Genomic DNA, 22,896 nt, shown 5'->3' on the forward strand with positions numbered 1-22,896 from the left:
CCCGTCCAGGGGGCTCTGGGGCCGTGGCCGCGCGGTGTCTCCCGCGAGGCCACGATGAAGATCAGCGAGGTCGTCGAGGCGCTGAGGGCGGAGTTCCCCGCGCTGTCGGTCTCCAAGCTGCGCTACCTGGAGACCGAGGGCCTCATCTCGCCCCACCGGATCGGCAACGGCTACCGGCGCTACTCGCAGGCCGACGTCGCCCGGCTGCGCTTCGCCTTGACCGCACAGCGCGACGAGTACCTGCCACTGGGCGTCATCCGGGAGCGCCTGGAGGACATGGACGCCTCCGCCTCCGCCCCGGATCCCGCGCCGGTGGCCCGAGTGGTCGTCTCGCAGGGGCGCGCCGTCGAGGGATCCGACATGAGCCTGGAGGACCTGCGGGCCCTCACGGGCGCCTCTGAGTCGGATATCAACGAGCTCATCTCAGCCGGGCTCATCGCCGCCGACGCGCGCGGGCGCTTCGCCCCCCAGAGCCTGCGCATCACGCGCCTCGCCCTGGAGGCGGCGCGCCTGGGGCTGCCCCTGCGCAATCTACGATCCGTGCGCACCAGCGCGGAGAGGGCCGCGGACTCCATCGACCAGGCCACGCAGTCGGCCCGGCGCCGCTCGGCCACAGCGGCCGAGGACTCCGCGACCCAGCTCGCGGGTATCGTCGGCCAGTTGCATGGGGAACTGCTGCACCTGGCCGTGCGCGCCCTGTCCTGAGCCGCGCCACCGGTCATCAGCCCCACCCGCATCCCTGCGATCACCGGTGAGTCGGTGAGCCCATTCGCCAGACGTGGCGCCCAGCCGACCCGTAGCCTTGTGGCGTGCGCCCCATGCATCTCGTGGGCATCCGATCCACCGCAGCATCCACCGGACTCGTCGCCATCCTCGTCGAGGCCGGTGGACCCGGCATGATCGCCGTGCCGGTCACCGCGCGCGAAGGGCTTGTTCTCTCCGAGCCCGATCCCTCCACGCAGCCCGCCTGGGCGGGTCTCCTGGCGCGCAGTATTCAGGCGCTGGGCGGCTCCATCCTCCAGATCCGCTTGGGTGCCGACGCCGATGCGCGCCTCGTCTGCGGGCTCGTCCTCGCCGGCAACCACGACCGCGGGGAGGTGGGGGAGATCCCCTGCGCTCCCGGCGACGCCCTTGTCCTGGCGAGCGCCTTGGACCGGCCGATCCTGGCCTCCGAGGCGCTTCTGAGGCTGCGCGGGGTGGACCTGGGCGAGCAGACCATGCACGAGAGGATGGCCCGCTGGCGCCGCAGCCTCGCCACCGCCATTCCGGAGGAACCTCCGGGCAGGTGAGGGCGGGATGATCACCTCGCTGGAGCGACACGCGGGACTCATGTGACAGATGTGACTACTGAGGTGATCTCCGTCACGTTCACGGTTGACGGGGTGGCCCTGGAATCCCCGGATACCAGGCGAAACCCGACCCCTCGCCGTCGCGCATCGAGTTGAGGTTGAGATTGAGGACCAGAAGGGGCGCCTCCGTCGGCGTGCCCTTCGTTGAGCGGGGGCGGATGGCCCTCTATCGTGGGGCATGCGGTCGACGACGGAACCCCCGTCGCGATCCCATGGCCGGTACCCGATCTGTGAGGAGCAGTCCTGTGAGCGCGAACGAAGCGAGTCTTCACGCACCCGCACCGCAGCTCGCCCAGGGCATGCTCTTCGGCGACACGCTTCCGGACCTCGACACCTCCTCGGGGTACCGCGGGCCGATCGCCTGCCGCGCCGCCGGTATCACCTACCGCCAGCTGGACTACTGGGCCCGCACCGGGCTGGTCGAGCCCACGGTGCGCGGCGCCAAGGGCTCGGGCACGCAGCGCCTCTACTCCTTCCGCGACATCCTCCTGCTCAAGATCGTCAAGCGGCTGCTCGACACCGGCGTCTCCCTCCAGCAGATCCGCACCGCGGTGGACGCCCTCCACGAGCGGGGCGTCGAGGACCTCACCTCCATGACCCTCATGAGCGACGGCGCCTCCGTCTACGAGTGCACCTCCGCCGATGAGGTCATCGACCTCGTCCAGGGCGGGCAGGGCGTCTTCGGGATCGCTGTGGGCCGGGTCTGGCACGAGGTCGAGGGATCGCTCGCCGAGCTGCCCGTCGACCACGCCGAGGCCCCCGTCGTTGAGGACGAGCTCGCCAAGCGCAGGGCCGCCAAGCGCCAGGCCGGCTGAATCATCCACTCACAACGACGCCCCGCCGCCCCTGTTGCCAGGGTGCGAGCGGGGCGTTCGCGCGCCTCGGGGCCGGCCCTCAGTCGGTCTGGCGGCCCAGGACGTAGCGGCGGGAGAAGCCGTCCTCCAGGTCGGTGATCGTCACCTGGACGAGCCCGGCGGAGTCGATCTCGTAGCGCTCCTGGATGCGGCGGCCCACCCCCGTGCGCTCGACGGCGCGCCCGGCCAGGTCCTCGTCGCGCAGGGCGGGGTCGAAGGGGAAGACGATCTCCTGGTACGGGGCGAGTTCGCCGCGGGGCTCGCCGTCGGCGTCCACGCCCGCGCACTCGACGAAGCGGAAGCAGCCGATGTTGTGTACCGCCGTGTACTCGCGGGTGATGACCGTGCCCTCGCGGGTGGCGCCGGCTTGGATCGCGTCCTCGCCCAGGATCGCGTCGAAGATCGTGCGCTGGCCGCCCTCGGCCTCGCGGAACACGCCGAAGCCGCGCGAGAGGCGGTCGATGAGGTCGTAGCCGGAGTCGCGGTCCGAGGCGATGGCCAGGCCGATCGCGGTGGAGGCGCCGGGGTAGGGAGAGCGGTGGACCCGCGCGCCGAAGCGCTCGCGCAGCATCCTGGGCACGAGGGGGAGCGCGGAGCCCCCGCCGACGAGGTGGACGCCCGCGACCTCGGTGAGGTCCGGGTCGCCGTCGGCGAGCCTGCCGACGAGCGGCTCCATGAGATCCAGCGAGCGCTCCAGGAGCGGGCGGCAGGCGTCGTAGAGCTCAGCGGCCTGGATGACGATGTCCTCGCCGCGCACATCCAGGGCGATGCGGCGCGTCTGGGGGGACAGGGCCTCCTTGGCGTCGCGGCACTGGTCGAGCAGGTCGGAGACCTCGCGGTCATCGAGGTCCTCCTCGCGCAGGCCCGCGCGCTCGAGCGCGAACTGGGCCAGGAGGAGGTCGACGTCGTCGCCGCCGAGGTCTCCCAGGCCGCGCGAGGCGAGCACCTCGTGGGCGATGCCGCGCACGTCGACGAGCGAGGTGTCGAACGTGCCCCCACCGAGGTCGTAGACCAGCACACGGGTGCGCTTGGAGGAGACAGTGCGGGCCTTGCGGTGGGTGTACTCGAAGCCGGCCGCGCTGGGCTCGTTGAGCATGGCGATGACGTTGAATCCGGCGTCGCCGAAGGCCTCCAACGTCAGGAGGCGCTGGGCGCCGAAGGCGTGGGCCGGCACAGCGACGGCCACCGACACGCGCGATCCCCGCGCGCCGGGGTCCGTGCCATCCATGCCGGGGGCCGCCTTGAGCTGAGCGCGCAGGTGGCGCAGGTAGTCGGTGAGGATCTCCAGGACGGTGAAGCGCTGGCCGCCGAGGTCGACCTCGGCGGCCGGGGTGATGCGCGGGCTCGACAGGCGACGCTTGAGGCTGCGCAGCAGGGGAGCGCCCTCACGGGCCGCGGCCCGGGCGGCGAAGCCGTGGACGAGGCCGTCGGGGGTCAGGGCGGTGAGCGAGGGCAGGTACTCCTGGATATCGCCGTGCTCATCGGTGAAGGTGACCACCGGGTAGTTCCCACGGTCGACGCGGGCCACCACGGTGCGCGTGGTACCCAGGTCGATGCCGAGCGAGGGGCCGGGCTGGTTGTCGGGGGCGGCAGGGGCCTTGACTCGGCGGCGGCCGCTGGAAGAGGAGGCGGGCAGGGTCCCTGGGGTGCGCGGGCGCTCAACTGTCATGGTGGAGAGCCTAGCGGGGCGCGGGCGGATCGGGCCGAGCCCCACCGAAGGATGAGCGAATTAGGGTGCCGCCCGCTCGACGGAACCGCGGGAGGCACTGGCGAAGGCCCCGCCCGACAGACAGACGGGCCTTGCCCGGGCACGGTCGCGACGGTACTGTGACCTACGTTTGACACAGGCTCTGCCAGGGGGATCATCGACGACCCCGTGGCGCCTCATCCCACCCCAGGATCCCCATCTCGCGGTCTGCCGCGCCCGGTGACTGAGTGGATGGCGCCTGGCAGTGCCGACCACTGAGAGGAGGCACCGGGTGGCAATGGATCACGCCCGGGTGGCGACCGACGTCCTGACCTACGTCGGCGGCGCGGAGAACATCACGGCGGCCGCGCACTGCGCGACCCGCCTGCGCCTTGTCCTTGCGGACTTGGACAAGGTCGATCAGAAGGCGCTCGACAAGGACCCCGATATCAAGGGGACCTTCATCGCCGGAGGCATGTACCAGATCATCGTCGGCCCCGGCGATGTCGACCAGGTCTTCGATCGCATGATCGCGACCGGCGGGGTCAAGGAGGTCTCGAAGGACGAGGCCAAGCAGGTCGCCGCGCAGTCCGGCAACCTCGTCTCGCGCTTCATCAAGATGATCGCAGACATCTTCGTCCCGATCCTCCCCGCCCTCATCGCCGGCGGTCTCATGATGGCGATCAACAACGTCCTGACGGCCGAGGGCCTCTTCGGCGACATGTCGCTCAAGGAGCGCTGGACCTGGCTCGGCGACTACGCCGACCTCATCAACCTCATCTCCTCGGCGGCCTTCGCCTTCCTGCCCGTGCTCGTGGGCTTCTCCGCGGCCAAGCGCTTCGGCGGCAACGTCTACCTCGGCGGGGCCATGGGCGCCGCCATGGTCTCCAGCTCCCTGCTGAGCGCCTACGACATGTCCAAGCCCGAGGCGGCCGCGAAGTTCTGGGAGTTCACCGGGGCCGCCTCCAGCTGGCACCTGTTCGGCCTGGAGGTCCAGAAGATCGGCTACCAGGCGATGGTCATCCCGATCATCTGCGTCGCCTACCTCATGTCGGTCATCGAGAAGCGACTGCACAAGCGCCTGTCCGGCACGGCTGACTTCCTCCTCACTCCGCTCATCACCCTGCTGGGAACCGGCTTCCTCACCTTCGTCGTCATCGGCCCGATCACGCGCCAGCTCTCGATCTGGATCACCGACGGCCTGGACTGGACCTACAACACGCTCGGCCCGCTGGGTGGCGCGCTGTTCGGCCTCGTGTACTCGCCGATCGTCGTCACCGGTCTCCACCAGTCCTTCCCGGCCGTCGAGATCCCGCTGATCTCTGACATCGCCAACACGGGCGGCTCCTTCATCTTCCCGATCGCCTCCATGGCGAATGTCGCCCAGGGCGCCGTCGCCATCGCGGTGTTCTTCCGCGCCAGGGACGCCAAGATGAAGGGCCTGGCCGGCGCCGGAGGTGTCTCGGCGCTCCTGGGCATCACCGAGCCCGCCATCTTCGGTGTCAACCTGCGCCTGCGCTGGCCGTTCTTCATCGGCATGGGCTCGGCCGCCATTGGCGCCGCGCTCGTGGCCGTGTTCAATGTGCGCAGCCAGGCTCTCGGTGCCGCGGGATTCGTCGGCTTCGTGTCGATGGTCCCCAAGCACATCCCGGCCTACCTCGCCCTGGAGGTCCTCGTCGCGGCGATCGCCTTCAGCGGCGCGTACTTCTACTCGCGCACGGCCAAGGGGGCCGCCTCCCTCGCCGACGGCGATGTCGAGGATGAGGCCGCGCTCGAGGCCGAGGCGGAGGCCGCCCACGAGCACACCGCCGAGGACGCTCCCCACGAGGCCGTCAAGGCCGAGCTCCCAGCGGAGGCCGCCGAGGACTACTCCGTTACCTCGCCCATCGAGGGGCGCGTGGTGCCGCTGTCCGAGGTCGAGGACGCCGTCTTCTCCCAGGGCCTGCTCGGCCCGGGCCTTGCCGTGGTCCCGTCCACGGGCCCGGTGGTCTCACCGGTCGACGGCGAGGTCATCGTCGCCTTCCCGTCCGGCCACGCCTACGGCATCCGCGCCGCCAGCGGCGTGGAGATCCTCATCCACGTCGGCATGGACACCGTCCAGCTCGACGGCAAGCACTTCAGCCCGAAGGTCCACCAGGGCGACGTCATCCGCCGCGGCACGCCGCTGGTGGAGGTCGACTGGGACGCGGTCAAGAAGGCCGGGTACCAGATCGTCACGCCGATCGTCGTGTCGAACGGGGACAAGTTCTCCGGGATCTCCGAGGCTGGCACCCGGGACGCCTCGCGTGGTGACGCGCTGTTCAGCGTCAACCACGACTGAGCGCGCCCAGCGCATCCACTTCAACGGAGCCGGGCCCCATCGCGAGAGCGCGGTGGGGCCCGGCTCCTTCGCCGAGACCGGGCGATCAGCACCGCGAAACCGGGCGAACAGCACCGCGAGACCGGTCCGGGGAATACGTGGCGGCAGCGCGGCTCAGGTCGTCCGGCCGACGACGAGCTCGACGGGGAGCTCCATCGGTGCGGTCTCCCGCTCCCGCAGCTCGACGCCGTCGTGAACCGCCTCGATCTGGGCGAGCAGCTCGGCGACGGCGCGGCGCGCGATCTGGTCGATGGGCTGGCGGATGGTGGTCAGGCCCGGCATGGCCTGGCGGACGGCCTGCGTGCCGTCGAAGCCGATGACCCGCAGGTCCTCGGGAACGCGCATGCCCGCCAGGCGCGCCCATTCCACGACGCCGGCGGCGGTGAGGTCATCGGTGGCGAATACGGCGTCGAAATGGCCGATGCGATTGGTCAGCTCCTCGGCGATGCGCTGGGTGCGCTCCGGCTCAGGGGTGTTGAAGACGACGGCGACGATCTGGGGCTCGATGCCGGAGCGGGCCAGCGCGGCGCGGTAGCCGGCCTCGCGGCCGTTGCGGCTTCCCGTGCGCGAGGTGAGGAGCAGCGGGCGGCGCGACCCGCGCGCCAGGAGGTGCTCGGTGGCGAGGACGCCTCCCCGGGCGTTGTCGCAGCGGATATTGGGGATGGTGGGGGAGAGGTCGCGGTCGATCATGACCAGCGGCATCCTCACCGTGCCGTAGTCGGCGAGGTCCTCGTTGTGAGCCGAGGAGATGATGCCGTCCACCCTGTGGGAGACGAGCAGGTCGAGGTACTCGCGCTCGCGCTCGGCGCGCCCCTGGGAATTGCAGACGAGGATGCGGTAGCCGTGCTCCGCGAGGGCGACCTCGAGCCGTGCGGCGAGCTCGCCGAAGAAGGGAAGGGCGACCGTCGGCACGATGACGCCGATGCTCTGGGTGGCCATGCCGTGGAGGGCGCGCGCGATCTGGTTCGGCCGGTAGTTGAGCTCCGCGATGGCGGCGCCGACCCTCTCCTTCGTCGTCTCGCTGAGGTACCCGCGGTTGTTGAGAACCCGAGACACCGTGGTCAGCGAGACACCCGCGAGCTCGGCGACGTCGGCGAGCGTCGGCTCTCGGCGCTGAGGCACAGCAACTCCTATGTCTTGAGGTCAGGACTCAACCGCGGGCAAGCCTATGCCCGCGCGCGGCGCGCTGCTACAGCGGGACGCCGCCGTCCGACGGCGCGGCAGAGGATGGGGGAGAGGGGGCCAGATCTGGGACCATCTCGCGATAGACAGTGATCATGGCGCGGGCAATCGCCGCGTGACCGGCGTCGTTGGGGTGGATGCCGTCGATCGCGAGCTTGTTCTCATCGCCGTCGATCGCCATGCTCATGGCGTCAGTAGAGGCCAGGCCGAGGCCGGTGGCGTGGTCATGGACGAGCCGGTGGATGATGCTGAATCGCGGCCCGACGCCGAGCGCCGGGAAGTAGGGGGCGACGATCGTGGGGACGCCCGGAAGCCGCTCGGCGAGGAACGAGAGGTCATGCTCGATGGCCTGCTCGACGAGGTCGCGCTGGGAGGGCAGGAGGGCGGCGTCATTGAGGCCCAGGCAGACGGTGACCACGTCGGGCTCGGCGCGCAGGACCGTCTCGAGCCAGGTGGTGTCCCGGCACGAGGGGGAGCGGCCGCCCCCGGGCAGCTTCCCGCCGCGCCGGCAGAAGAAGCCGATGCCGTCGGCGGCCAGGCTCGCCTCGCGCCAGCGCAGGTGCTCGCAGACAAGTGACGAGAAGCGGTTGCGGGGGTGGCTGACCGATCTCCACCCCGTGACGATGGAGTCGCCGAGGAAGACGGCGGTGGGGTGGGGTGTCAATTGGGGGACCGTTGGGCCATCCGGTCCCGCTGGCGGGTCTGTGGGTGCCATACGGCGAGCCTAGGCCCGCTGAGCACGACGGCGCAGGTCGATGGGGGCGCGCGCGTGACCGCGCACTTGTGAGCGGGGCTGGACGGCTGGGCCGGGCGGTTGGATCGGGCGACGGGAAAGGAAAAACGAGCCGCGAACACACTTATGTCATTTCGCGGCAAAGCGCCCGACTACCAGCCTCCTCTCAGGTTGCTCAGGGCTTCGACGAAGGTCGCGGTCCTAGCGTCCCATCATGGCCGGAAGTAGTTCCGCTGAGACAGGGACAGGGATGTCGGAGACGATCTACATCGATGAGTCGGGAGCGCCGATCGAGGCGCCGCACGACCGCTTCGGCGAGCTCTCGGGCGCCTTCGGTGAGGGAGTCCCGGGATCCTTGAGCCGCAGCGTCCTGGCGCCCGTGTGGCGCACCGGCATCTGCGCGGGAGCCATCCTGGCCTGCGTCGGGCTGCTCGCGATCATCCTCGGGCGCGGAGCGGCCGCGCTCGTGCTGTGGCCGCTGGGCGCCTTCGGGCTGGTCGTGGGAACGACGATCATGATGGTGACCTTCCGGGCGCGCCGGCTGGTGCTCGCCATGGCGAGCACGGAGGAGGGGCCCGTCTGAGACGGACGGGCGAGCGGCGCCAGTCCTGGACAAGCCCGGGCAAGTGTGGCATCGCCACTCCCACCGAAAATGACATAATGTCCATTATCGGCGTTAGGTGAGTGGGTTTGGCTTCTCAGCACGATGCTTGTTGCGGCCTCAGTGCGACGCCGTCCGGCACAATCGTGTGCGTGACTGATGGAAGGACTGATGCACAGACCGCCGCTGACAAGCACGACGTCATTCCCATGCGCAGGCTGACAGTGTTCACCGGAACACCGAATCTCGCCCGGTACGTCAAGCAGGAGGACGACCATGCCCTCTCCTGAGACCAAGGGCCATGGACGCTCCGAAGCGGTACAGACCTACGGGATCCGCCCGGCGACCATGTCGGACTCCCCCGCGATCCGCCAGATCCGCAACGCCGCCGTGCGGGAGTCCCTGGCCATCTGGACCAGCGTCGAGCAGGATCCCACTGGCGCCGAGGCCTGGCTGGCCCCCATGGTGCGGCGCGGAACGGCTCTTGTCGCCCATGTCACCGGGAGGCCGCAGGACGTCGTCGGCTTCGCGGTGGCCGGACCCTGGCACTCCTACGAGGGCTACGCCCGCACAGTCGAGGACTCGATCTACCTCAGCCCGGCCGCTCAAGGCAAAGGGCTCGGTGCCAGGCTCCTTGCCGCCCTGATCGAAGCCTCACAAAGGGCCGGAGACCGCACCATGATCGCCCTCATCGAGGCGGGTAACGTGACCTCGGTGCACCTGCACGAGCGCTATGGTTTCACCACTGTCGGCACTATCCCGCAGGCCGGCGAGAAGCACGGTCAGGTCCTCGACCTGACCCTCATGAGCCGTTACCTGAAAGGACCCACCATGTGCGGCAGCCAGAACAAGCCCATCGACGGCGACAGCCTCCGATGTGTTGACGCCGACCAGTCCATCGAGCTCCAGCCGGAGGAACCCGCCGTCACTCAGTGGCGGGTCAGCGCCACCGATGAGCTCGTCGCGCACCTGCTGAGCCTGGTCGGAGCCCCGCAGGGGCGGCCGGCAATCATCGCGATCGACGGGCGAGGCGGTTCGGGCAAGACCACGCTCACCACGGCGCTGGCCGCGGCCGTCCCCGGTGCTCAAGCCTTTCACTTGGACGACCTCATCTGGAACGAGCCGCTCTACGACTGGGATCAGCTGTACGTCGACACCCTGACTCAGCTGCGGCAGGCCGGCAGCCTCGACCTCGTCCCGGACAAGTGGCGCGAGCACGGACGCGAGGGCTCCATCCGGATCCCCGCCGGCTCTCCCCTGGTCCTCATTGAGGGCACCGGTGCCGGCCTAGCCGCGGTCAGCGGCCTCATTGACGCGCATGTGTGGGTACAGACCGGCGACGACGTCGCCGAGCGCCGCGGCATCAAGCGGGACATTGCTGAGGGCGTCAACGGTGACGCCGAGGAGTCGGTGCGTTTCTGGCACTGGTGGATGGCAGGCGAGCGGTCCTTCTTCGCCAAGGACCGTCCCTGGCAGCGTGCCGACGTCATCGTCTCCGGTGACGCCCCCACCGGCGTGGGACCCGGAGAGATCGCCTGGACTCCGGGGCCGCTCCAGCCCAGCTGAGGCCCGGCCGTCGTCCTCCCCGTAGGGCGGGGTCCTCAGTCCCCCAGCGCCGTCCCCACGGCGCGTGCGGCCTGGATCCACTCGTGGTCGGCCGGAACGAACTTGGTGTGGCCGGCCACCTCCTTGAGCGGCACCAGCTCCGTGCCGTGACCGCGGTCGGCCACCATAACTCCGAAATGGCCGGCTGCGATCGCTTCGGCACCGGCCACGCCCAGACGCGTGCCCAGGAGACGATCAGCTCCGCAAGGTGAACCGCCGCGCTGGACGTATCCCAGGATGGACACGCGCGCCTCCAGCCCGGTCAGGTTCTCCAGCTGCTCGGCCAGGGTGAAAGTGTTGGCACGGTGGGAGGCCTCCAGGCGCTTGACGCCCCGCTTGGCCATGGCCTTGCGCTCAGGGCTGGAGGCGTCCTTGACCAGGGCGCGGGCGTGCTCGAGCTCGGCGTGATCGGTCACGGACAGTGCCCCCTCGGCCACGGCCACCACGGAGAAGGAGGACCCGTGGGAGCGGCGCCGCTCGATCTTGTCCGCGATCGCGTCCACTGAGTACGGAATCTCCGGCAGCAGAATGACGTCGGCCCCACCTGCGATGCCGGCGCCCAGGGCCAGCCAGCCGGCCCGGTGCCCCATGATCTCGGTGAGGATGATGCGGTGGTGGGAGTGCGCCGTCGAGTGCAGCCGGTCCACGGCCTGCGTGGCGATCTCCAGGGCCGTGGCGAAGCCGAAGGAGGAGTCGGTGTGGACGATGTCGTTGTCAATGGTCTTGGGCAGGTGGATGACGTTGAGCCCCGCATCCATAAGGCGTTTGGCGTTCTTCGCGGTCCCACCCCCTCCGAGGCAGACCAGGGCGTCGGCGGCGCTCTGCTAGCCGCGCTCATCGAGGCCTCCCGGGGTGCGGGCGACCGCATGATGATCGCCGCCATCGAGGCCGGCAACGCCGTGTCCATCCGCCTGCACGAGCACCACGGCTTCCAGATCGTCGGCACGATCCCGGCCGCCGGGGAGAAGCACGGGCGCGTCCTCGACCTCACCCTCATGAGCCGCGCGCTCTGAACGGGCCCGCGGACCGCGAGTTCGTCACTTTCGTGTCGAGTTCGGTGGGTAGAGGTACGAACTCGGTGTCAAAGGGACGAACTCGACGCCGGGCCGCGAGGGCGACGATGCGCGCGGCTATCCCCGGGCGACGACGCGGGCGGCCAGGTCGAGGATGCGCGAGGTGATGCGGTTCTGGATGCGCATGGAGCGCTGCCAGTCCCCCGTGATGAGCAGTGAGTGATCCGCCTGGGGGAACTCCAGGACCTCCAGGTCCATCCGGGGCCGGGGCCCGCCCCGCCACGCCGGGTCCGCGGTCCCGCCGGCGACGAGCGCGGGAGCCTTGCCGAGCTCGAGGGTCGTCAGGACCGCCTCGTCATTGAGCACGGGGGTGAGCCAGGCCGCCGGGATCGCCTCGCGCTCCGCCCACGGCGCCAGGCGCGTGCCCAGGGACTTGCCGACGATCATCATCGGGGACTCCCGGCCGGTCATGCGCTTGGAGGCGGAGCGAGTCCAGTGCGCCTGGCTCTCCAGCTCCTCCAGGCTGCCCGGCGGCTCATCCCACTCCAGGGCCACGACCGCCCATCCCGCCTCGGTGAGAGCCGTCGCCGGCCAGAACAGCAGCGGCATGGACGCCGTGTAGCCGAGGCCGGGGACCACGAGGCACAGGCCCAGCGGCTCGGCCCGGCGCCCGGGCCAGAGCCGCAGGCGCGCCCGCGATCCGCGCGCGGTGGGCTGCACGGCTGTCATGGCGTCGGACATCAGGGCCTCCTCCAGCCATTCGGTCAGGGTATGACCGCAGCATCTCACGTGATGGGGCCCTGCGCCCGCGAACGCTATGATGTGGCCTGGCCCGACGGGGCCCGGGAACATTCCCGGCCCGCCCCGTGTTGAGGCCCACGGCGCCCGACCGTCCCCCTTGGCCCATCACCCGTGCGGTGGTCGGACGGGGAGGCGCCTCGATTCACCGCACCCAGGAGGCACAGGCATGGCAGACCGCGCGCTGCGAGGCATGACCATCGGCGCGAAGTCGATGGAGTCCGAGGAGGGCGTCGAGTTCGTCGAGCGCCAGGAGATCACCTACGAATGCCCTGAGGCGCATGTCACGGTGGTCCCGATGGCGATGGAGGCGGAGGTCCCCCAGACCTGGGAGTGCCCCGAGTGCGGTCTTCCCGCGGTGCGCCGCGGCGAGGAGGATGAGCCTGAGTCCGATGAGCCCAAGAAGGCCCCCCGCACGCACTGGGACATGCTCCTGGAGCGCCGGGAGATGGACGAGCTCAAGGTGCTCCTCGATGAGCGCCTGGAGATGCTGCGCACAGGCGAGATCTATCGCGAGCGCTTCTGAGCGCTTCCCAAGCACGGCCCCGAAGAGATAAGGCGCGGCCGGGGTGGTTCCCTTGAGGAACCACCCCGGCCGCCCTTGTGCGTCGCTCGCCTCGCGCCGTGCTCTCGCCGCTCTCACTTGCCGCGCAGGCGCTGGGCGGCGGCGGTGACGAGGCCGGCGAGCTGGGCGCCCCTCTTGGCGGCGCCCCAGCGGGTGACGAGGGCGAGCTCCTCGGTGAAGATGCCGCCGCTGAGCTTGGACTGGCCGGCCTCGCGCTCGAGGAAGGTGATGGGCATCTCGACGATGCGCCCGCCGGCCTCATCGACGAGCTTGGTCATGTTGACCTGGAAGCCGTAGCCGAGGGCCTCGATCGCGGACAGGTCCATGCGGCGCAGGAGGTCGGCGCGGTAGACGCGGAAGCCCGCGGTGGCGTCCTTGACGCGAAGGCCGAGCATGGCGTTGATGTAGAGGTTCCCGGCGCGCGACAGCGCCACGCGCTTGGCGTCCCAGCCCTCGGTGGCTCCCCCGGCCACCCACCGCGAGCCGATGACGAGGTCCGGGGCGTCGGCCATCTCGGCGCGCTGGATGAGCAGGGCGAGGTCCTCGGCGCGGTGGGAGCCGTCGGCGTCCATCTCGATGAGCAGCTCGTAGCCGGCGCCGAGCCCCCAGGAGAACCCGGCGAGGTAGGCGGGGCCGAGCCCGTTCTTCTCCGTGCGGTGCAGGACGTGGATGTGCTCGTCGGCGGCCGCACGGCCATCGGCGAGATCGCCCGTGCCGTCCGGGGAGTTGTCGTCGACGACGAGGATGTCGGCGGCCGGGGCGTGCTCGCGCACCCGGTCCAGGGCCACGGGAAGTGACTCGATCTCGTTGTAGGTGGGGATGACGACGAGTGCCTTCACGTCCGCTTCCTCCGTGTGCTCGACGATCGTCCGGCGCCGGACGCCGGACCTGATGTGCGACGGCGCGCCTGGTGCCCGCCGCGTGGGGCTCGGGCCGCCCAGCGCCGTCGTCCAGCGGACACCATACCGGCGATGGCCAGGAGCGCCCCAGCAACCTCGATGAGCGTGGCCGGGCCGTGACCAAGCCGGTCGGCGATGGTCCGCGTGGTTCGCAGCGGCAGCTCGGCCACGAGCGAGGACTGGGTGTTGTCCGGAAGCTCCTGCTCGATGACTCCCCTCGGGCTGATGACGGCGGTGGTGCCGGTGGTGGAGACCTGGAGGACAGCGCGCCCGTGGGCGACCGCCTGGACCCTGCCCTGGGCGATCTGCTGGCCGGTCTCCGAGGTGCCGATGAAGTTGGCGTTGTTCGTCGGGATGATGATGGCCTCGCCGCCCTGCTCGACGCCGTCGCGCAGGAGGTCGTCGTAGGCGACCTCGAAGCAGATGCCGATGGCCAGGGGGACGTCGCGGCCCTGGGAGGCCGAGGGGACGGAGAGGATGGCCGGGCCGGTGCCGGGCAGCATATCGACGCCGATGCGGTCGACCTGCGTGGTCACGCGCCTGATCTGGGAGCGCAGGGGGATGTACTCGGCGAAGGGCACGGGCCGGTGCTTGCGGTAGTAGGGACCTGCACCGCTGCCGGGGGCCCACAGGAGGAGGTCGTTGTAGCGCGCGTCGTCCTCGTACTTGACCGCGCCGACGAGGATCGGGGCGCCGATGGCCTGCGCTGCCTCGTCGACGCGCGCCGCGGAGGCGGGGTGGTCGCGGGGGTCGAGGTCGGCGGCGTTCTCCGGCCAGACGACGGCGTCGACCGCCCCAGGGCCCGCCTCCCCGGCGAGGCGGATGGTCTCGTCGGCGTGCTTGCCGGTGACTTCCATGGCACGGTCGTAGGAGTCCTGGGCGTCGGCGACACTGCCCTGGACGGCGGCCAGGCGCAGGGTGCCGGACTCTGGCTGGGAGGGCATGGGGATCGCGAGGGGGGCGACGGCGGCGGCTCCCGCAGCGATGAGGGCGGTGAGCGCCCCGAGGCCCGTGCCGTGGCGCAGGGCGTGGGCGGCCTCGGCCTCGAGCGCGCCGATGAGCGCGACGAGCAGGCCGAGCCCGGCGACCCCGCCGATCGAGGCGAAGGGCAGCAGGGGTGAATCGGCCATGGCGAAGGCGAGCCGCCCGAAGGGGAAGCCGCCCCAGGGCCAGGACGACCTCAGCTCCTCGACGGCTGCCCACAGCACCGCGAGGGCGGCCACCCGGGCGGCGGCGCCGCGCCAGCCCCGCCGTCCGTCCCCGTCGCGCCCGTCGTCCAGCGGTCCGAGCCTGCTCGCCCAGGACCATGCCGCGCCGAGCAGCGCGAGGTAGAGCGATTCGGTGATGGTCAGCGCGATCCAGCCCTGGGCGTTGCCCATCGCGGGCACCGTGAAGTGGAGCAGGGGCGCGAAGAAGGCGAGTCCGCAGACGAATCCGAGCCAGGCGCTCCTCCCCCACGTCCGCCCGCGCACGATGGCGCCGAGCCCGGCCACGCCCACCGGCGCCGCCCACCAGAAGTCCAGGGGCGAGAAGGCGGAGGTGAGGGCCAGTCCCGAGGCGGCCGCCCAGCCGGTGGGCAGGATCATGCCCCGCAGCGCGCGGCCGAGCCGGGCCCGCCTGCCAGGTCCAGCGGGCCGGGTCCGGTCATATCCGCTCACACCCCGGACCACGAGACCACTCCCCTGCCGACGTCGAGGCTCGCCTCCGCGGCGGTGCGCGCCAGGGCCGTGAGCGCGGCGGACTCCTCCGGGTGGGCGCCCGGCTCGGGGACGAGGCCGGCGAGCTGGCCGAGGACATCGAGGAGCTGCTTGGCCCAGCGCACGAAGTCGCCGGCGGTCATATCCGTGGCGTCGAGGACCTCGGCGAGCTCGGCGCCCTTGGCCCAGGCGCTGACGGCGCCCGCCAGGGCGGGCTCGGCCCCCGGCGAGTGTGCGATGCGGCCCAGGCCCTCCAGGTCGTTGATGGACCGTGAGATCCGCAGCTCGCCGCGCAGCACCTGACCGAGCCTGCTGCCCGGGGACACCGGCAGGCCCAGGGACTGCGCGCTGAGCCGAGGCTCGTACACGCAGGCCGAGACGGCCCCGGCGAGCTCCGCCGCGCCCAGGGCGTCCCAGAGCCCCGAGCGCAGGCACTCGGCGATGAGGAGGTCCCTCTCGGCGTAGACGCGGGCGAGGAGGCGGCCGGCGCTCGTGACCCGCAGCTCGCCCTCGGGATGCCCCTCCTCGGCGGGCTCCAGGTAGCCCAGGTGGAGGAGGACCTCGCAGACGGCGTCGAAGAGGCGGGCGATCGTGCCGGTGCGGGTCTCGATGCGGGACATGAGGCGGGCGGCCTCGGAGCGGGCCTTCGCCCACTTGCGGCCCACGCGGGCGTGCTCCTCGCGGTCAGGGCAGCCGTGGCAGGGGTGGGCGCGCAACTGGCGGCGCAGTTCCTCGAGGCGCTCCGCGGTGGTCGCCTGCGAGCGGCTATCAGCCTCCCCGCGCCGCTGGGCGGGGCTGGTGCGGCGGCGCTTGCGCTGGGGCGCCTCGGAGAGCGTGCCGGAGCGGATGGCGTCGATGAGGCGCCCGACGAGCCGGTCGCGGTGCTCACGGCGGCGCACGTCCACGCTGCTGGCCACGCGCAGGGAGCCCAGTCGCATGACGCCGTCGGGCGAGGTGTCCGGGCTGAGGGTGACGACGCGCCCGTCCTCCCCCAGGACCGTGAGCGCGGGCGCGCCGGTGCGGTCCTCCCCGCCGGAGAGGACCACCGCGTGCTTGGAGCGCCGCCCCTTGCGGTAGACGACGACGTCGCCGCGCCGCAGGGAGGCCATGGACCTGCCTGCCTCGACCCGGCGGGCCGAGCTGCGCTCGGAGGACAGGTCCGCCTCCGCCTCGGCGATCTCCTGGCGCAGCGCAGCGTACTCGCGGAAGTCCCCGAGGTGGCAGGCCATCCGGGACTCCAGCTCCTCCAGGCCGTGGCGCTTGCGGCGGGCCTGGGCGGCGAGCTCGACGATGCCCCGGTCGGCCTGGAACTGGGCGAAGGAGGACTCCAGGACCTCCCTGGCCCGCTCGCGGCTCGTGCGGCCGAGCAGGTTGACGGCCATGTTGTAGGTGGGGCGGAAGGCGGAGACGAGCGGGTAGGTGCGCCGGGAGGCCAGGGAGGAGACGAGGGCCGGCTCGACGTCGTCGGCGGCCAGGACGATCGCGTGGCCCTCGGTGTCGATGCCGCGCCGCCCCGCGCGGCCGGTCAGCTGCGTGTACTCGCCGGGGCTGAGGGTGACATGCGCGGAGCCGTTCCACTTGCGCAGCGACTCCAGGACGACCGTGCGGGCGGGCATGTTGATGCCCAGTGCCAGGGTCTCGGTGGCGTAGACGACTTTGACGAGCCCGGCGCTGAAGAGCTCCTCGACGGTCTCCTTGAACACCGGGAGCAGGCCCGCATGGTGCGCGGCGATGCCCCTCTCCAGCGCGGAGGCCCAGGAGTGGAAGCCGAGGACGCCCCGGTCCGTGGCGGGGATGTCGGCGGTGCGGCGGTCGATGATCTCGCGGATGCGCTCGGCCTCCTCGCGGGTGGTGAGGTCCACTCCCCCGGCCATCGCCTGGCCGACGGCGGCCTCGCAGCCCGCCCGGGAGAACACGAAGACGATGGCGGGCAGGAGGTCGGCGGCCTCCAGGGCGTTGATGACGGCGAGGCGCGAGGGCGGGCGCAGCCGGCCCACCCGGGCGCCTCCCGCGCCGCGCCGTGGCGCGCGGTCAGAGCCCCGCCCGCCGCGCTTCCACGGCTGGGGGCCGTCCCCTCCCCGGTTCTTCGAGGCGGCTCCCTCGGCGGCCGCGGCGCGCTGGGCGGCGCGCACGGCCTTGACGAGGTCGGGGTTGAGGGGCGGGGCTGGCTCGGCGGATGGGGCGCCGTCGTCGCTCTGGGTGCCCTGGGCATCCGCCCGGGCTGCCTCGGCCGCGGCCTCGCTGTGGGCGTAGAGGGGCAGGAGGCGCCGGCCGACGATCATGTGCTGGGTGAGCGGCACGGGCCGGTGCTCGGAGACGACGACGGCGGTGCTCCCCCGCACCTCGCCGAGCCATTGGCCGAACTCCTCGGCGTTGGAGACGGTGGCGGACAGGGAGACCACCCGTACCTCGGGGGCGAGGTGGATGATGACCTCCTCCCACACGGGGCCGCGGAAGCGGTCGGCGAGGTAGTGGACCTCGTCCATGACGACGTAGCCGAGGCGGTCGAGGTCCCGCGAGCCCGAGTAGAGCATGTTGCGCAGGACCTCGGTGGTCATGACGATGACGTCGGCATGCGGGTTGATCGAGGTGTCACCGGTGAGCAGGCCCACCCGCTCCGTCCCGTGGCGGCGCGACAGGTCCAGGTACTTCTGGTTGGACAGGGCCTTGATGGGGGTGGTGTAGAAGGTCTTGAGGCCCTTGGCCAGTCCCAGATGGACGGCGAACTCCCCGACGACGGTCTTGCCGGCCCCGGTGGGCGCGGCGACGAGGACGCCCTCGCCGCGCTCGAGGGCCTGGCAGCCGGTCACCTGGAAGTCGTCGAGGACGAAGTCGAGTCCGGCGGCGAAGGCGGCGAGCTCGGTCCGCGAGGCGGCCTGGCGGCGCCGGGCGGCGGCGTAGCGCTCGGCGGGCGAGGCAGGGGCCTCTGAGGGGCGGGGCGGTGTCATCGGCGGCGCGAGCGGCGGCTCAGGAGGCTGATCCGGGCCCGGCCTCGATCGCGTTCTTCGAGGGGCGGGCGAGGGCCGCGTCGAGCTCGGCGTCGAGGGCCGCCCGGCGCTTGGCGAGGCGCTTGTCGTGGCGGATGGCGATGCCGCAGGCGCCGAAGTACAGGCCGATGATCGGGATGGACATGAAGATCATGGACCAGGGGTCGGGCAGGGGGTTGGCGATGGCCATGAGCGCCACGATGCCCACCACGGCCCACCGCCAGCCGCGCAGGAGGGTGCGGCCCTTGACGAGCCCCAACTGGTTGATCGCCACAAGGACCTCGGGGAGCAGGAAGGTGAGGCCGAAGACCAGGATGATCCGGGTGACGAAGGAGAGGTAGGGGCTGGCGTCGATGAATCCGGTGGTCGCCCCCGCCGGGATGAATCCGGTGAGGATGTCGATGGCGTGCGGGAGGATCCAGATGCCCAGGGCCACGCCCGCGAGGAAGAGCAGGGCGCCGATGCCGCAGTAGAGCCAGGCGTAGCGCTTCTCCTTGCGCGTCATGCCGGGGCCGACGAAGGCCCAGAACTGGTACATCCACATGGGCGAGGAGATGATGAAGCCCAGCCAGATCGACACGCGCAGGCGGATGTCGAAGGAGGACAGGACCGTGCCGAAGTTGAGCGACAGGTTGGCGCCCTTGGCGTTCGCCTGCGCGATCGGTCGCGTGATGAGCGAGAACGCGGGATCGTAGAGGAAGTAGCCCACGACTGATCCGATGACGATCGCGATTGCGGAGATGATGAGGCGGTTGCGCAGCTCGCGCAGGTGGTCCCCGATGGACATTCGCGCCTCGGGGTTGTCCTTGCGGCGGGCCTTGGAGGCCTTGGGCACGGTGACCATGAGCTGCTTCCTGCGACGGCGGGTGTGGTGGGCCGCTCCTGCGGCGTTGATCCGGGCGGATCTGAGGGGCGCTCCGGGGCGTCAGGCCCTCACTGCTGGTTGGTGCCCTCGGCGTTCTGCTGGGGGGCGGCCTGGCCCGGCTGGGTGGGCTGGGTGTAGTAGGTGCCCTCCTGGGGCTGCTGGATCTGCGCGGGGGCGTCGTCCTCGCGGAGCTCCTTGACCTCCTTCTTGAACACCTTCATCGACTGGCCGAGGCTCGAGGCGATCTCGGGCAGCTTGCCAGCCCCGAAGACGAGGAGGACGACGACGAGCAGCACAATCCAGTGCCAGGGCTTGAGGGCTCCCATGATGATTCCTGCTTCCGCTTGACGATGCGCGTGTGAACGCCCCTGAGTGTAGCGGGCCCGGATGAGAGCCCCGTTCACGGCTCCGCTCAGGCCGGGGGGTTTCCACCGTCGGCGTAAGCATCGAGCGCTGCTCGCGCGGCCTGGCTCGCGGAGAGGGCCAGGTGCTCGGGGGCGACGGAGCGCAGGTGGCGCCCGGCGGAGAGGACGAGGCCCCGCAGCCAGTCCCAGTCCCGTCCCTCGACGACGGCGCGGATGGCCCCGTCGTCCAGGATCTCAGCACTGGTGCGGGGAAGCTGCTCGATGAGCCAGCGGCCGGTGAACTCGAGGATGAGCTCGGCTGTGGGCGCCTCGATCGCGTCCTGATCGTGATCGAGGCCGTCCCCCTGGGCGCGGCGGCGCGCGCGGTGAGCGGTGCTCGGGGTGTCGAGGACGGTGGCGGCCAGGACGCGGTCGAGGCGGAAGCTTCGCTCGGCCTTGGCGCTCAGGCACCAGGCGGTCAGGGTGAGGGTGGAGCCGTCGGTGCTCAGGGCGATGGGGTCGACGTCGCGCTCGGAGGGGGCGTCGGTGGCCGAGACGTAGGAGAGATGGAGGCGGCGTCCCTCGTCGAGCGCGCGGCAGACCTCGGCGAGGATCATGGATGGAACAGCGGGGCCGGCCGGGAATGGCGCTTCATGCGCGCCGGACTCGTCGACGCCGTCCGCTGCGTCCGGGACCACTGCGGGACCGAGCAGGGAGGCGAGGGCCGCCTCCGCGCCGCGCAGGGCGCTGGCCGCCTCGGCGTCGGCGCCCAGCACGCCGCCCAGGACGCGCAGGGAGAGCAGGAGGGAGACGGCCTCCTCGCGGGACAGGCGCACGGGCCGGTCGAGGCCGTGGGCCTGGCTGAGGCTGAGACGGCCGGACTCCCAGGCGGTGGCGGAGAAGTCGATGAGGTCGTCGTGCAGACCGCCGGGCAGGCCGGAGAGCCACAGGGTGCCCACGTCACGGCGGATGGTGGCCTCGTCGACCTCGAAGTGGGCGGCGGCCTCGGCGATGGTGGCGCCGTCGTTCTCCGCGACCCACGCGGGAAGCGCGAGGAGGCGGACGAGGCGGGCGGCGGCGGGTGTGCGGGCCATGTCACTCCTCCCCCGCCGTCGCGGCGCCGGCATCGGGCACCAGGCGCGCGGCGCCCCGCAGGTGGGAGAGGACGGCCTCGCGCAGGTCAGCGGGCTCGAGGACGACGACGGCGTCGCCGAGCGCGGCCAGCGCGCCCGCGAAACTGAAGGGGTCGGCGTAGGGGACGCCGATGACGTCGCGGCCCCGCCAGGGCTCGCTGTTCTGCTCGCCGGGCTCGGCGCCGCGGGCCCGGGCGCGCAGGCCGAGGGCCCGACCGGGGAGGACCGCGAGGCGCGCGGTCCTGGTCTCAGGGGCGGGAGGGGGCGGCGGTTCGAAGGCGCCCACCGGGCCGATGGGCGTGACGTCGCCGAGGATGCGCGCGAGGCGGAACCGGCGGTGCTCGCCGGTGGCCTGATCCGCGCCGTCGAGGTACCAGGCGCCCTCGAGGCGGGTGACCCTGTGGGGCTCGACCTGGCGTGCCCGCGTCGTCCCGGAGCTGCCGGGCGAGGAGGAGGCGTAGTCGAAGGCGACGGCGCGGCGCTCCTCGATGGCGGTGAGCAGCGGCAGGGGGATCTCATGCCCGGCGAGGTCGACGGTGAGGTCCGGCAGGGCCCCGACACCATCCTCGGCGACGGCGCGCAGCTTGGTCAGCGCCCGGCGTGCCGCGGTGGGCAGGGCGCCGTCGGACCAGGAGGAGGCGGCCAGGGCGATGGCGCTGGCCTGGGCGGCGTCGAGGTGGAGGTCGGGGAGGGCGTAGTCGGACTCCTCGATCCGGTAGCGCACGGCGTCGGCGGGGCCCTCGGTGAGGATCGCGATGCCGAGCTCGCGCAGGGCGTCCTTGTCCCGCTCGAACATGCGGGCCGCGGACGCGCCACCGTGAGGGTCGTATCCGGCGACGTCGCGGAGGATCTGGGCCGCGCTCAGGCCGGTCCTGGTGGCGCGCAGGGCGAGGAGGAGGTTGATCTGCCGCTCCTCGGCGGGGATGGCGGTCGTGGGCACGCCCCCAGCGTAGGCCCCGGGGCGCCGGTGGCCGCCCACGCGTCCTCTATGGTGGCGCCATGATGCTGCGCGATGCCGAGATCGTCTCCCTGCGGCGGGCCTGGGGCGCGCCGGGCCGGCGCTGCGCCGAGCTCGAGGCGCGGATCACCGCCGCCCCCGCTGGCGCCGCGGCGCTCCTGGCGGGCGAATCCTGCCGGGCCGTCGCCTACGAGTCCCTCGGCGGCCTGCCGGAGCCGGGCGAGCGCGTCCGCCTGGAGGTCTCCGCGCTGGCGCGGCGGCTCGGCACCGGCGGGCACGCCATGGTGACGGCCCGCCTGGACGCCCTCCCCGCCGACCCCGCCCCCGGGGGCCACCTCGTCAAGGCCCGCTACATGCCGGACCAGATCATGGTCACCGGCGTCGACGAGCAGGACACCGAGCACCACGGCGTCCTAGCCGCGCCCATCGGCGAGCTCTGGCTCGACGGCGCGCCCGTCGTCGTCGCCGACCTGCACTCGAGCCTGCCCGCGATCCTCGCCGGTCTTCGCGCCGATGGCGCCGCCCCACGGGTCGCCTACGTCATGACCGACGGCGGGGCCCTCCCCCTGCCCTACTCGCGGGCGGCCTCGGCCCTCATCGACGCCGGATGGCTGGCCGGCACCGTGACGGCGGGCCAGGCCTGGGGCGGGGACCTCGAGGCCGTCTCCGTCCACAACGGCCTGCTCGCGGCGCGCCACGTGCTGGGCGCCGAGGTCATCGTCGTCATCCAGGGCCCGGGGAACCTGGGAACGGACACTCCCTGGGGCTTCTCCGGGGTGGCCTGCGGGGAGGCCATCAACGCGGCCGCGGCCCTCGGCGGGCGCCCCGTGGCCTGCCTGCGCGTCTCCCAGGCCGATGCCCGCCCACGGCACCTGGGGGTCTCCCACCACTCCATGACCGCCTACGGGCGTGTCGCCCTGGCCAGCGCCGACGTCGTCCTGCCGGTGGGCGCTCCCGACCCCGTCGGCATGGAGGGCTTCTGGGCCGGCGCGCGCGAGCAGGCGGCTTCCCTGTGCGAGGAGCGGGGGCGCGCTGAGCGCCACCGGCTCGTGGAGTCCAGCGCCGAGGGGCTGCGCTCGGCGCTGGAGGCCATGGAGGCCGAAACCGGCATCCGCCTGTCCACCATGGGGCGGCGCCTGGACGCCGACGATGCCGCCTTCATCGCGGCCGCCGCGGCGGGCAGGCACGCGGTCTCGCTCGTCTCTCAGTAGCAGGGCCCGCCCCACTTCCCCGAGACGCGCGGGCGCGGCACGGCGCCGTGATGACT

At 72.0% G+C, this 22,896-nt stretch carries 21 protein-coding genes and 1 pseudogene; 10 read left to right on the plus strand and 12 right to left on the minus strand.

Translation table 11 applies throughout. The features are described 5' to 3' along the window. The first annotated feature begins 54 nt into the window (after positions 1–54). The 3 genes from ftsR (at position 55) to A1QA_RS0109065 (ending at position 2,164) form a co-directional block, all read left to right on the plus strand. On the plus strand, positions 55–705 hold the full coding sequence (ftsR, locus tag A1QA_RS0109055) for a transcriptional regulator FtsR (protein ID WP_017178592.1): 651 nt from the start codon (positions 55–57) through the stop codon (positions 703–705). Between the two features lie 104 nt (positions 706–809). Further along, on the plus strand, positions 810–1,289 hold the full coding sequence (locus tag A1QA_RS0109060; protein ID WP_425265732.1) for a bifunctional nuclease family protein: 480 nt from the start codon (positions 810–812) through the stop codon (positions 1,287–1,289). 359 nt (positions 1,290–1,648) lie between these two features. Next, positions 1,649–2,164, plus strand: coding sequence for a MerR family transcriptional regulator (locus A1QA_RS0109065; RefSeq protein WP_043508509.1), 516 nt, complete (start codon positions 1,649–1,651; stop codon positions 2,162–2,164). A gap of 79 nt (positions 2,165–2,243) precedes the next feature. Here A1QA_RS0109065 and A1QA_RS0109070 read toward each other — a convergent pair whose 3' ends face one another. After that, positions 2,244–3,872 (minus strand): Hsp70 family protein, encoded by a 1,629-nt coding sequence (locus tag A1QA_RS0109070; protein ID WP_017178595.1) that lies wholly within the window; start codon positions 3,870–3,872, stop codon positions 2,244–2,246. Positions 3,873–4,188: 316 nt separating this feature from the next. On the opposite strand from A1QA_RS0109070, the gene A1QA_RS14145 reads away from it, so the two are divergent. Then, the gene (locus A1QA_RS14145) at positions 4,189–6,210 is read left to right on the plus strand and encodes a sucrose-specific PTS transporter subunit IIBC (RefSeq protein ID WP_017178596.1); all 2,022 of its coding nucleotides are present in this window, start codon (positions 4,189–4,191) and stop codon (positions 6,208–6,210) included. Between the two features lie 153 nt (positions 6,211–6,363). Here the strand turns inward: A1QA_RS14145 and A1QA_RS0109080 are convergent, their stop codons facing one another. After that, on the minus strand, positions 6,364–7,371 hold the full coding sequence (locus A1QA_RS0109080) for a LacI family DNA-binding transcriptional regulator (RefSeq protein WP_017178597.1): 1,008 nt from the start codon (positions 7,369–7,371) through the stop codon (positions 6,364–6,366). Between the two features lie 67 nt (positions 7,372–7,438). Next, entirely contained in the window at positions 7,439–8,146 is a 708-nt protein-coding gene (locus A1QA_RS0109085; protein ID WP_051000580.1) for an SGNH/GDSL hydrolase family protein, read from the minus strand. Between the two features lie 268 nt (positions 8,147–8,414). Here A1QA_RS0109085 and A1QA_RS0109090 point away from each other — a divergent pair, with 268 nt between their 5' ends. The 3 genes from A1QA_RS0109090 to A1QA_RS0109095 all read left to right on the plus strand — a co-directional run bounded on the left by A1QA_RS0109090 (position 8,415) and on the right by A1QA_RS0109095 (position 10,331). Further along, positions 8,415–8,747, plus strand: a complete 333-nt coding sequence (locus tag A1QA_RS0109090; protein ID WP_017178599.1) for a hypothetical protein — start codon at positions 8,415–8,417, stop codon at positions 8,745–8,747. A 170-nt stretch (positions 8,748–8,917) separates the two neighbouring features. After that, positions 8,918–9,055 carry a hypothetical protein gene (locus A1QA_RS15965; RefSeq protein WP_154652341.1) on the plus strand — a complete coding sequence of 46 codons (138 nt, stop codon included), beginning with the start codon at positions 8,918–8,920 and terminating at the stop codon, positions 9,053–9,055. Then, positions 9,042–10,331 (plus strand): GNAT family N-acetyltransferase, encoded by a 1,290-nt coding sequence (locus A1QA_RS0109095; protein WP_017178600.1) that lies wholly within the window; start codon positions 9,042–9,044, stop codon positions 10,329–10,331. The genes A1QA_RS15965 and A1QA_RS0109095 overlap by 14 nt, the downstream gene beginning before the upstream one ends. Before the next feature lie 35 nt (positions 10,332–10,366). Here the strand turns inward: A1QA_RS0109095 and A1QA_RS14150 are convergent. Next, positions 10,367–11,182: pseudogene (locus tag A1QA_RS14150) on the minus strand (6-phosphofructokinase); the annotation flags it as partial. On the opposite strand from A1QA_RS14150, the gene A1QA_RS14155 reads away from it, so the two are divergent. Continuing rightward, positions 11,102–11,383 carry a GNAT family N-acetyltransferase gene (locus A1QA_RS14155; RefSeq protein WP_244266123.1) on the plus strand — a complete coding sequence of 94 codons (282 nt, stop codon included), beginning with the start codon at positions 11,102–11,104 and terminating at the stop codon, positions 11,381–11,383. The pseudogene A1QA_RS14150 and the gene A1QA_RS14155 overlap by 81 nt on opposite strands. A gap of 117 nt (positions 11,384–11,500) precedes the next feature. Here A1QA_RS14155 and A1QA_RS15045 read toward each other — a convergent pair whose 3' ends face one another. Then, on the minus strand, positions 11,501–12,124 hold the full coding sequence (locus A1QA_RS15045) for an alpha/beta fold hydrolase (RefSeq protein ID WP_017178603.1): 624 nt from the start codon (positions 12,122–12,124) through the stop codon (positions 11,501–11,503). A gap of 226 nt (positions 12,125–12,350) precedes the next feature. On the opposite strand from A1QA_RS15045, the gene A1QA_RS0109115 reads away from it, so the two are divergent. Beyond that, a complete protein-coding gene (locus A1QA_RS0109115; RefSeq protein ID WP_017178604.1) occupies positions 12,351–12,707 on the plus strand; it encodes an RNA polymerase-binding protein RbpA in 357 nt (118 codons plus the stop codon). A 113-nt stretch (positions 12,708–12,820) separates the two neighbouring features. Here A1QA_RS0109115 and A1QA_RS14165 read toward each other — a convergent pair whose 3' ends face one another. The 7 genes from A1QA_RS14165 to A1QA_RS0109150 all read right to left on the minus strand — a co-directional run bounded on the left by A1QA_RS14165 (position 12,821) and on the right by A1QA_RS0109150 (position 21,611). Beyond that, positions 12,821–13,585 carry a polyprenol monophosphomannose synthase gene (locus A1QA_RS14165; RefSeq protein ID WP_017178605.1) on the minus strand — a complete coding sequence of 255 codons (765 nt, stop codon included), beginning with the start codon at positions 13,583–13,585 and terminating at the stop codon, positions 12,821–12,823. Further along, positions 13,582–15,231 (minus strand): apolipoprotein N-acyltransferase, encoded by a 1,650-nt coding sequence (gene lnt / locus A1QA_RS0109125; protein ID WP_017178606.1) that lies wholly within the window; start codon positions 15,229–15,231, stop codon positions 13,582–13,584. Before lnt ends, A1QA_RS14165 begins: the two co-directional genes overlap by 4 nt. Positions 15,232–15,299: 68 nt before the next feature. Continuing rightward, positions 15,300–18,290 (minus strand): DEAD/DEAH box helicase, encoded by a 2,991-nt coding sequence (locus tag A1QA_RS0109130; RefSeq protein ID WP_017178607.1) that lies wholly within the window; start codon positions 18,288–18,290, stop codon positions 15,300–15,302. Positions 18,291–18,309: 19 nt separating this feature from the next. Further along, the gene (tatC, locus tag A1QA_RS0109135; protein WP_017178608.1) at positions 18,310–19,173 is read right to left on the minus strand and encodes a twin-arginine translocase subunit TatC; all 864 of its coding nucleotides are present in this window, start codon (positions 19,171–19,173) and stop codon (positions 18,310–18,312) included. Between the two features lie 89 nt (positions 19,174–19,262). Then, positions 19,263–19,520 (minus strand): Sec-independent protein translocase subunit TatA, encoded by a 258-nt coding sequence (tatA, locus tag A1QA_RS0109140; protein ID WP_017178609.1) that lies wholly within the window; start codon positions 19,518–19,520, stop codon positions 19,263–19,265. 86 nt (positions 19,521–19,606) lie between these two features. Beyond that, on the minus strand, positions 19,607–20,632 hold the full coding sequence (locus A1QA_RS0109145; RefSeq protein WP_017178610.1) for a helix-turn-helix transcriptional regulator: 1,026 nt from the start codon (positions 20,630–20,632) through the stop codon (positions 19,607–19,609). 1 nt (position 20,633) lies between these two features. Continuing rightward, the gene (locus A1QA_RS0109150; protein WP_051000618.1) at positions 20,634–21,611 is read right to left on the minus strand and encodes a helix-turn-helix transcriptional regulator; all 978 of its coding nucleotides are present in this window, start codon (positions 21,609–21,611) and stop codon (positions 20,634–20,636) included. Between the two features lie 59 nt (positions 21,612–21,670). Here A1QA_RS0109150 and A1QA_RS0109155 point away from each other — a divergent pair, with 59 nt between their 5' ends. After that, positions 21,671–22,840 carry a DUF3866 family protein gene (locus tag A1QA_RS0109155; protein ID WP_017178612.1) on the plus strand — a complete coding sequence of 390 codons (1,170 nt, stop codon included), beginning with the start codon at positions 21,671–21,673 and terminating at the stop codon, positions 22,838–22,840. Positions 22,841–22,896 lie beyond the last annotated feature (56 nt).

It is taken from the genome of Actinomyces timonensis DSM 23838, assembly GCF_000295095.1.
GTDB lineage: Bacteria > Actinomycetota > Actinomycetes > Actinomycetales > Actinomycetaceae > Actinomyces > Actinomyces timonensis.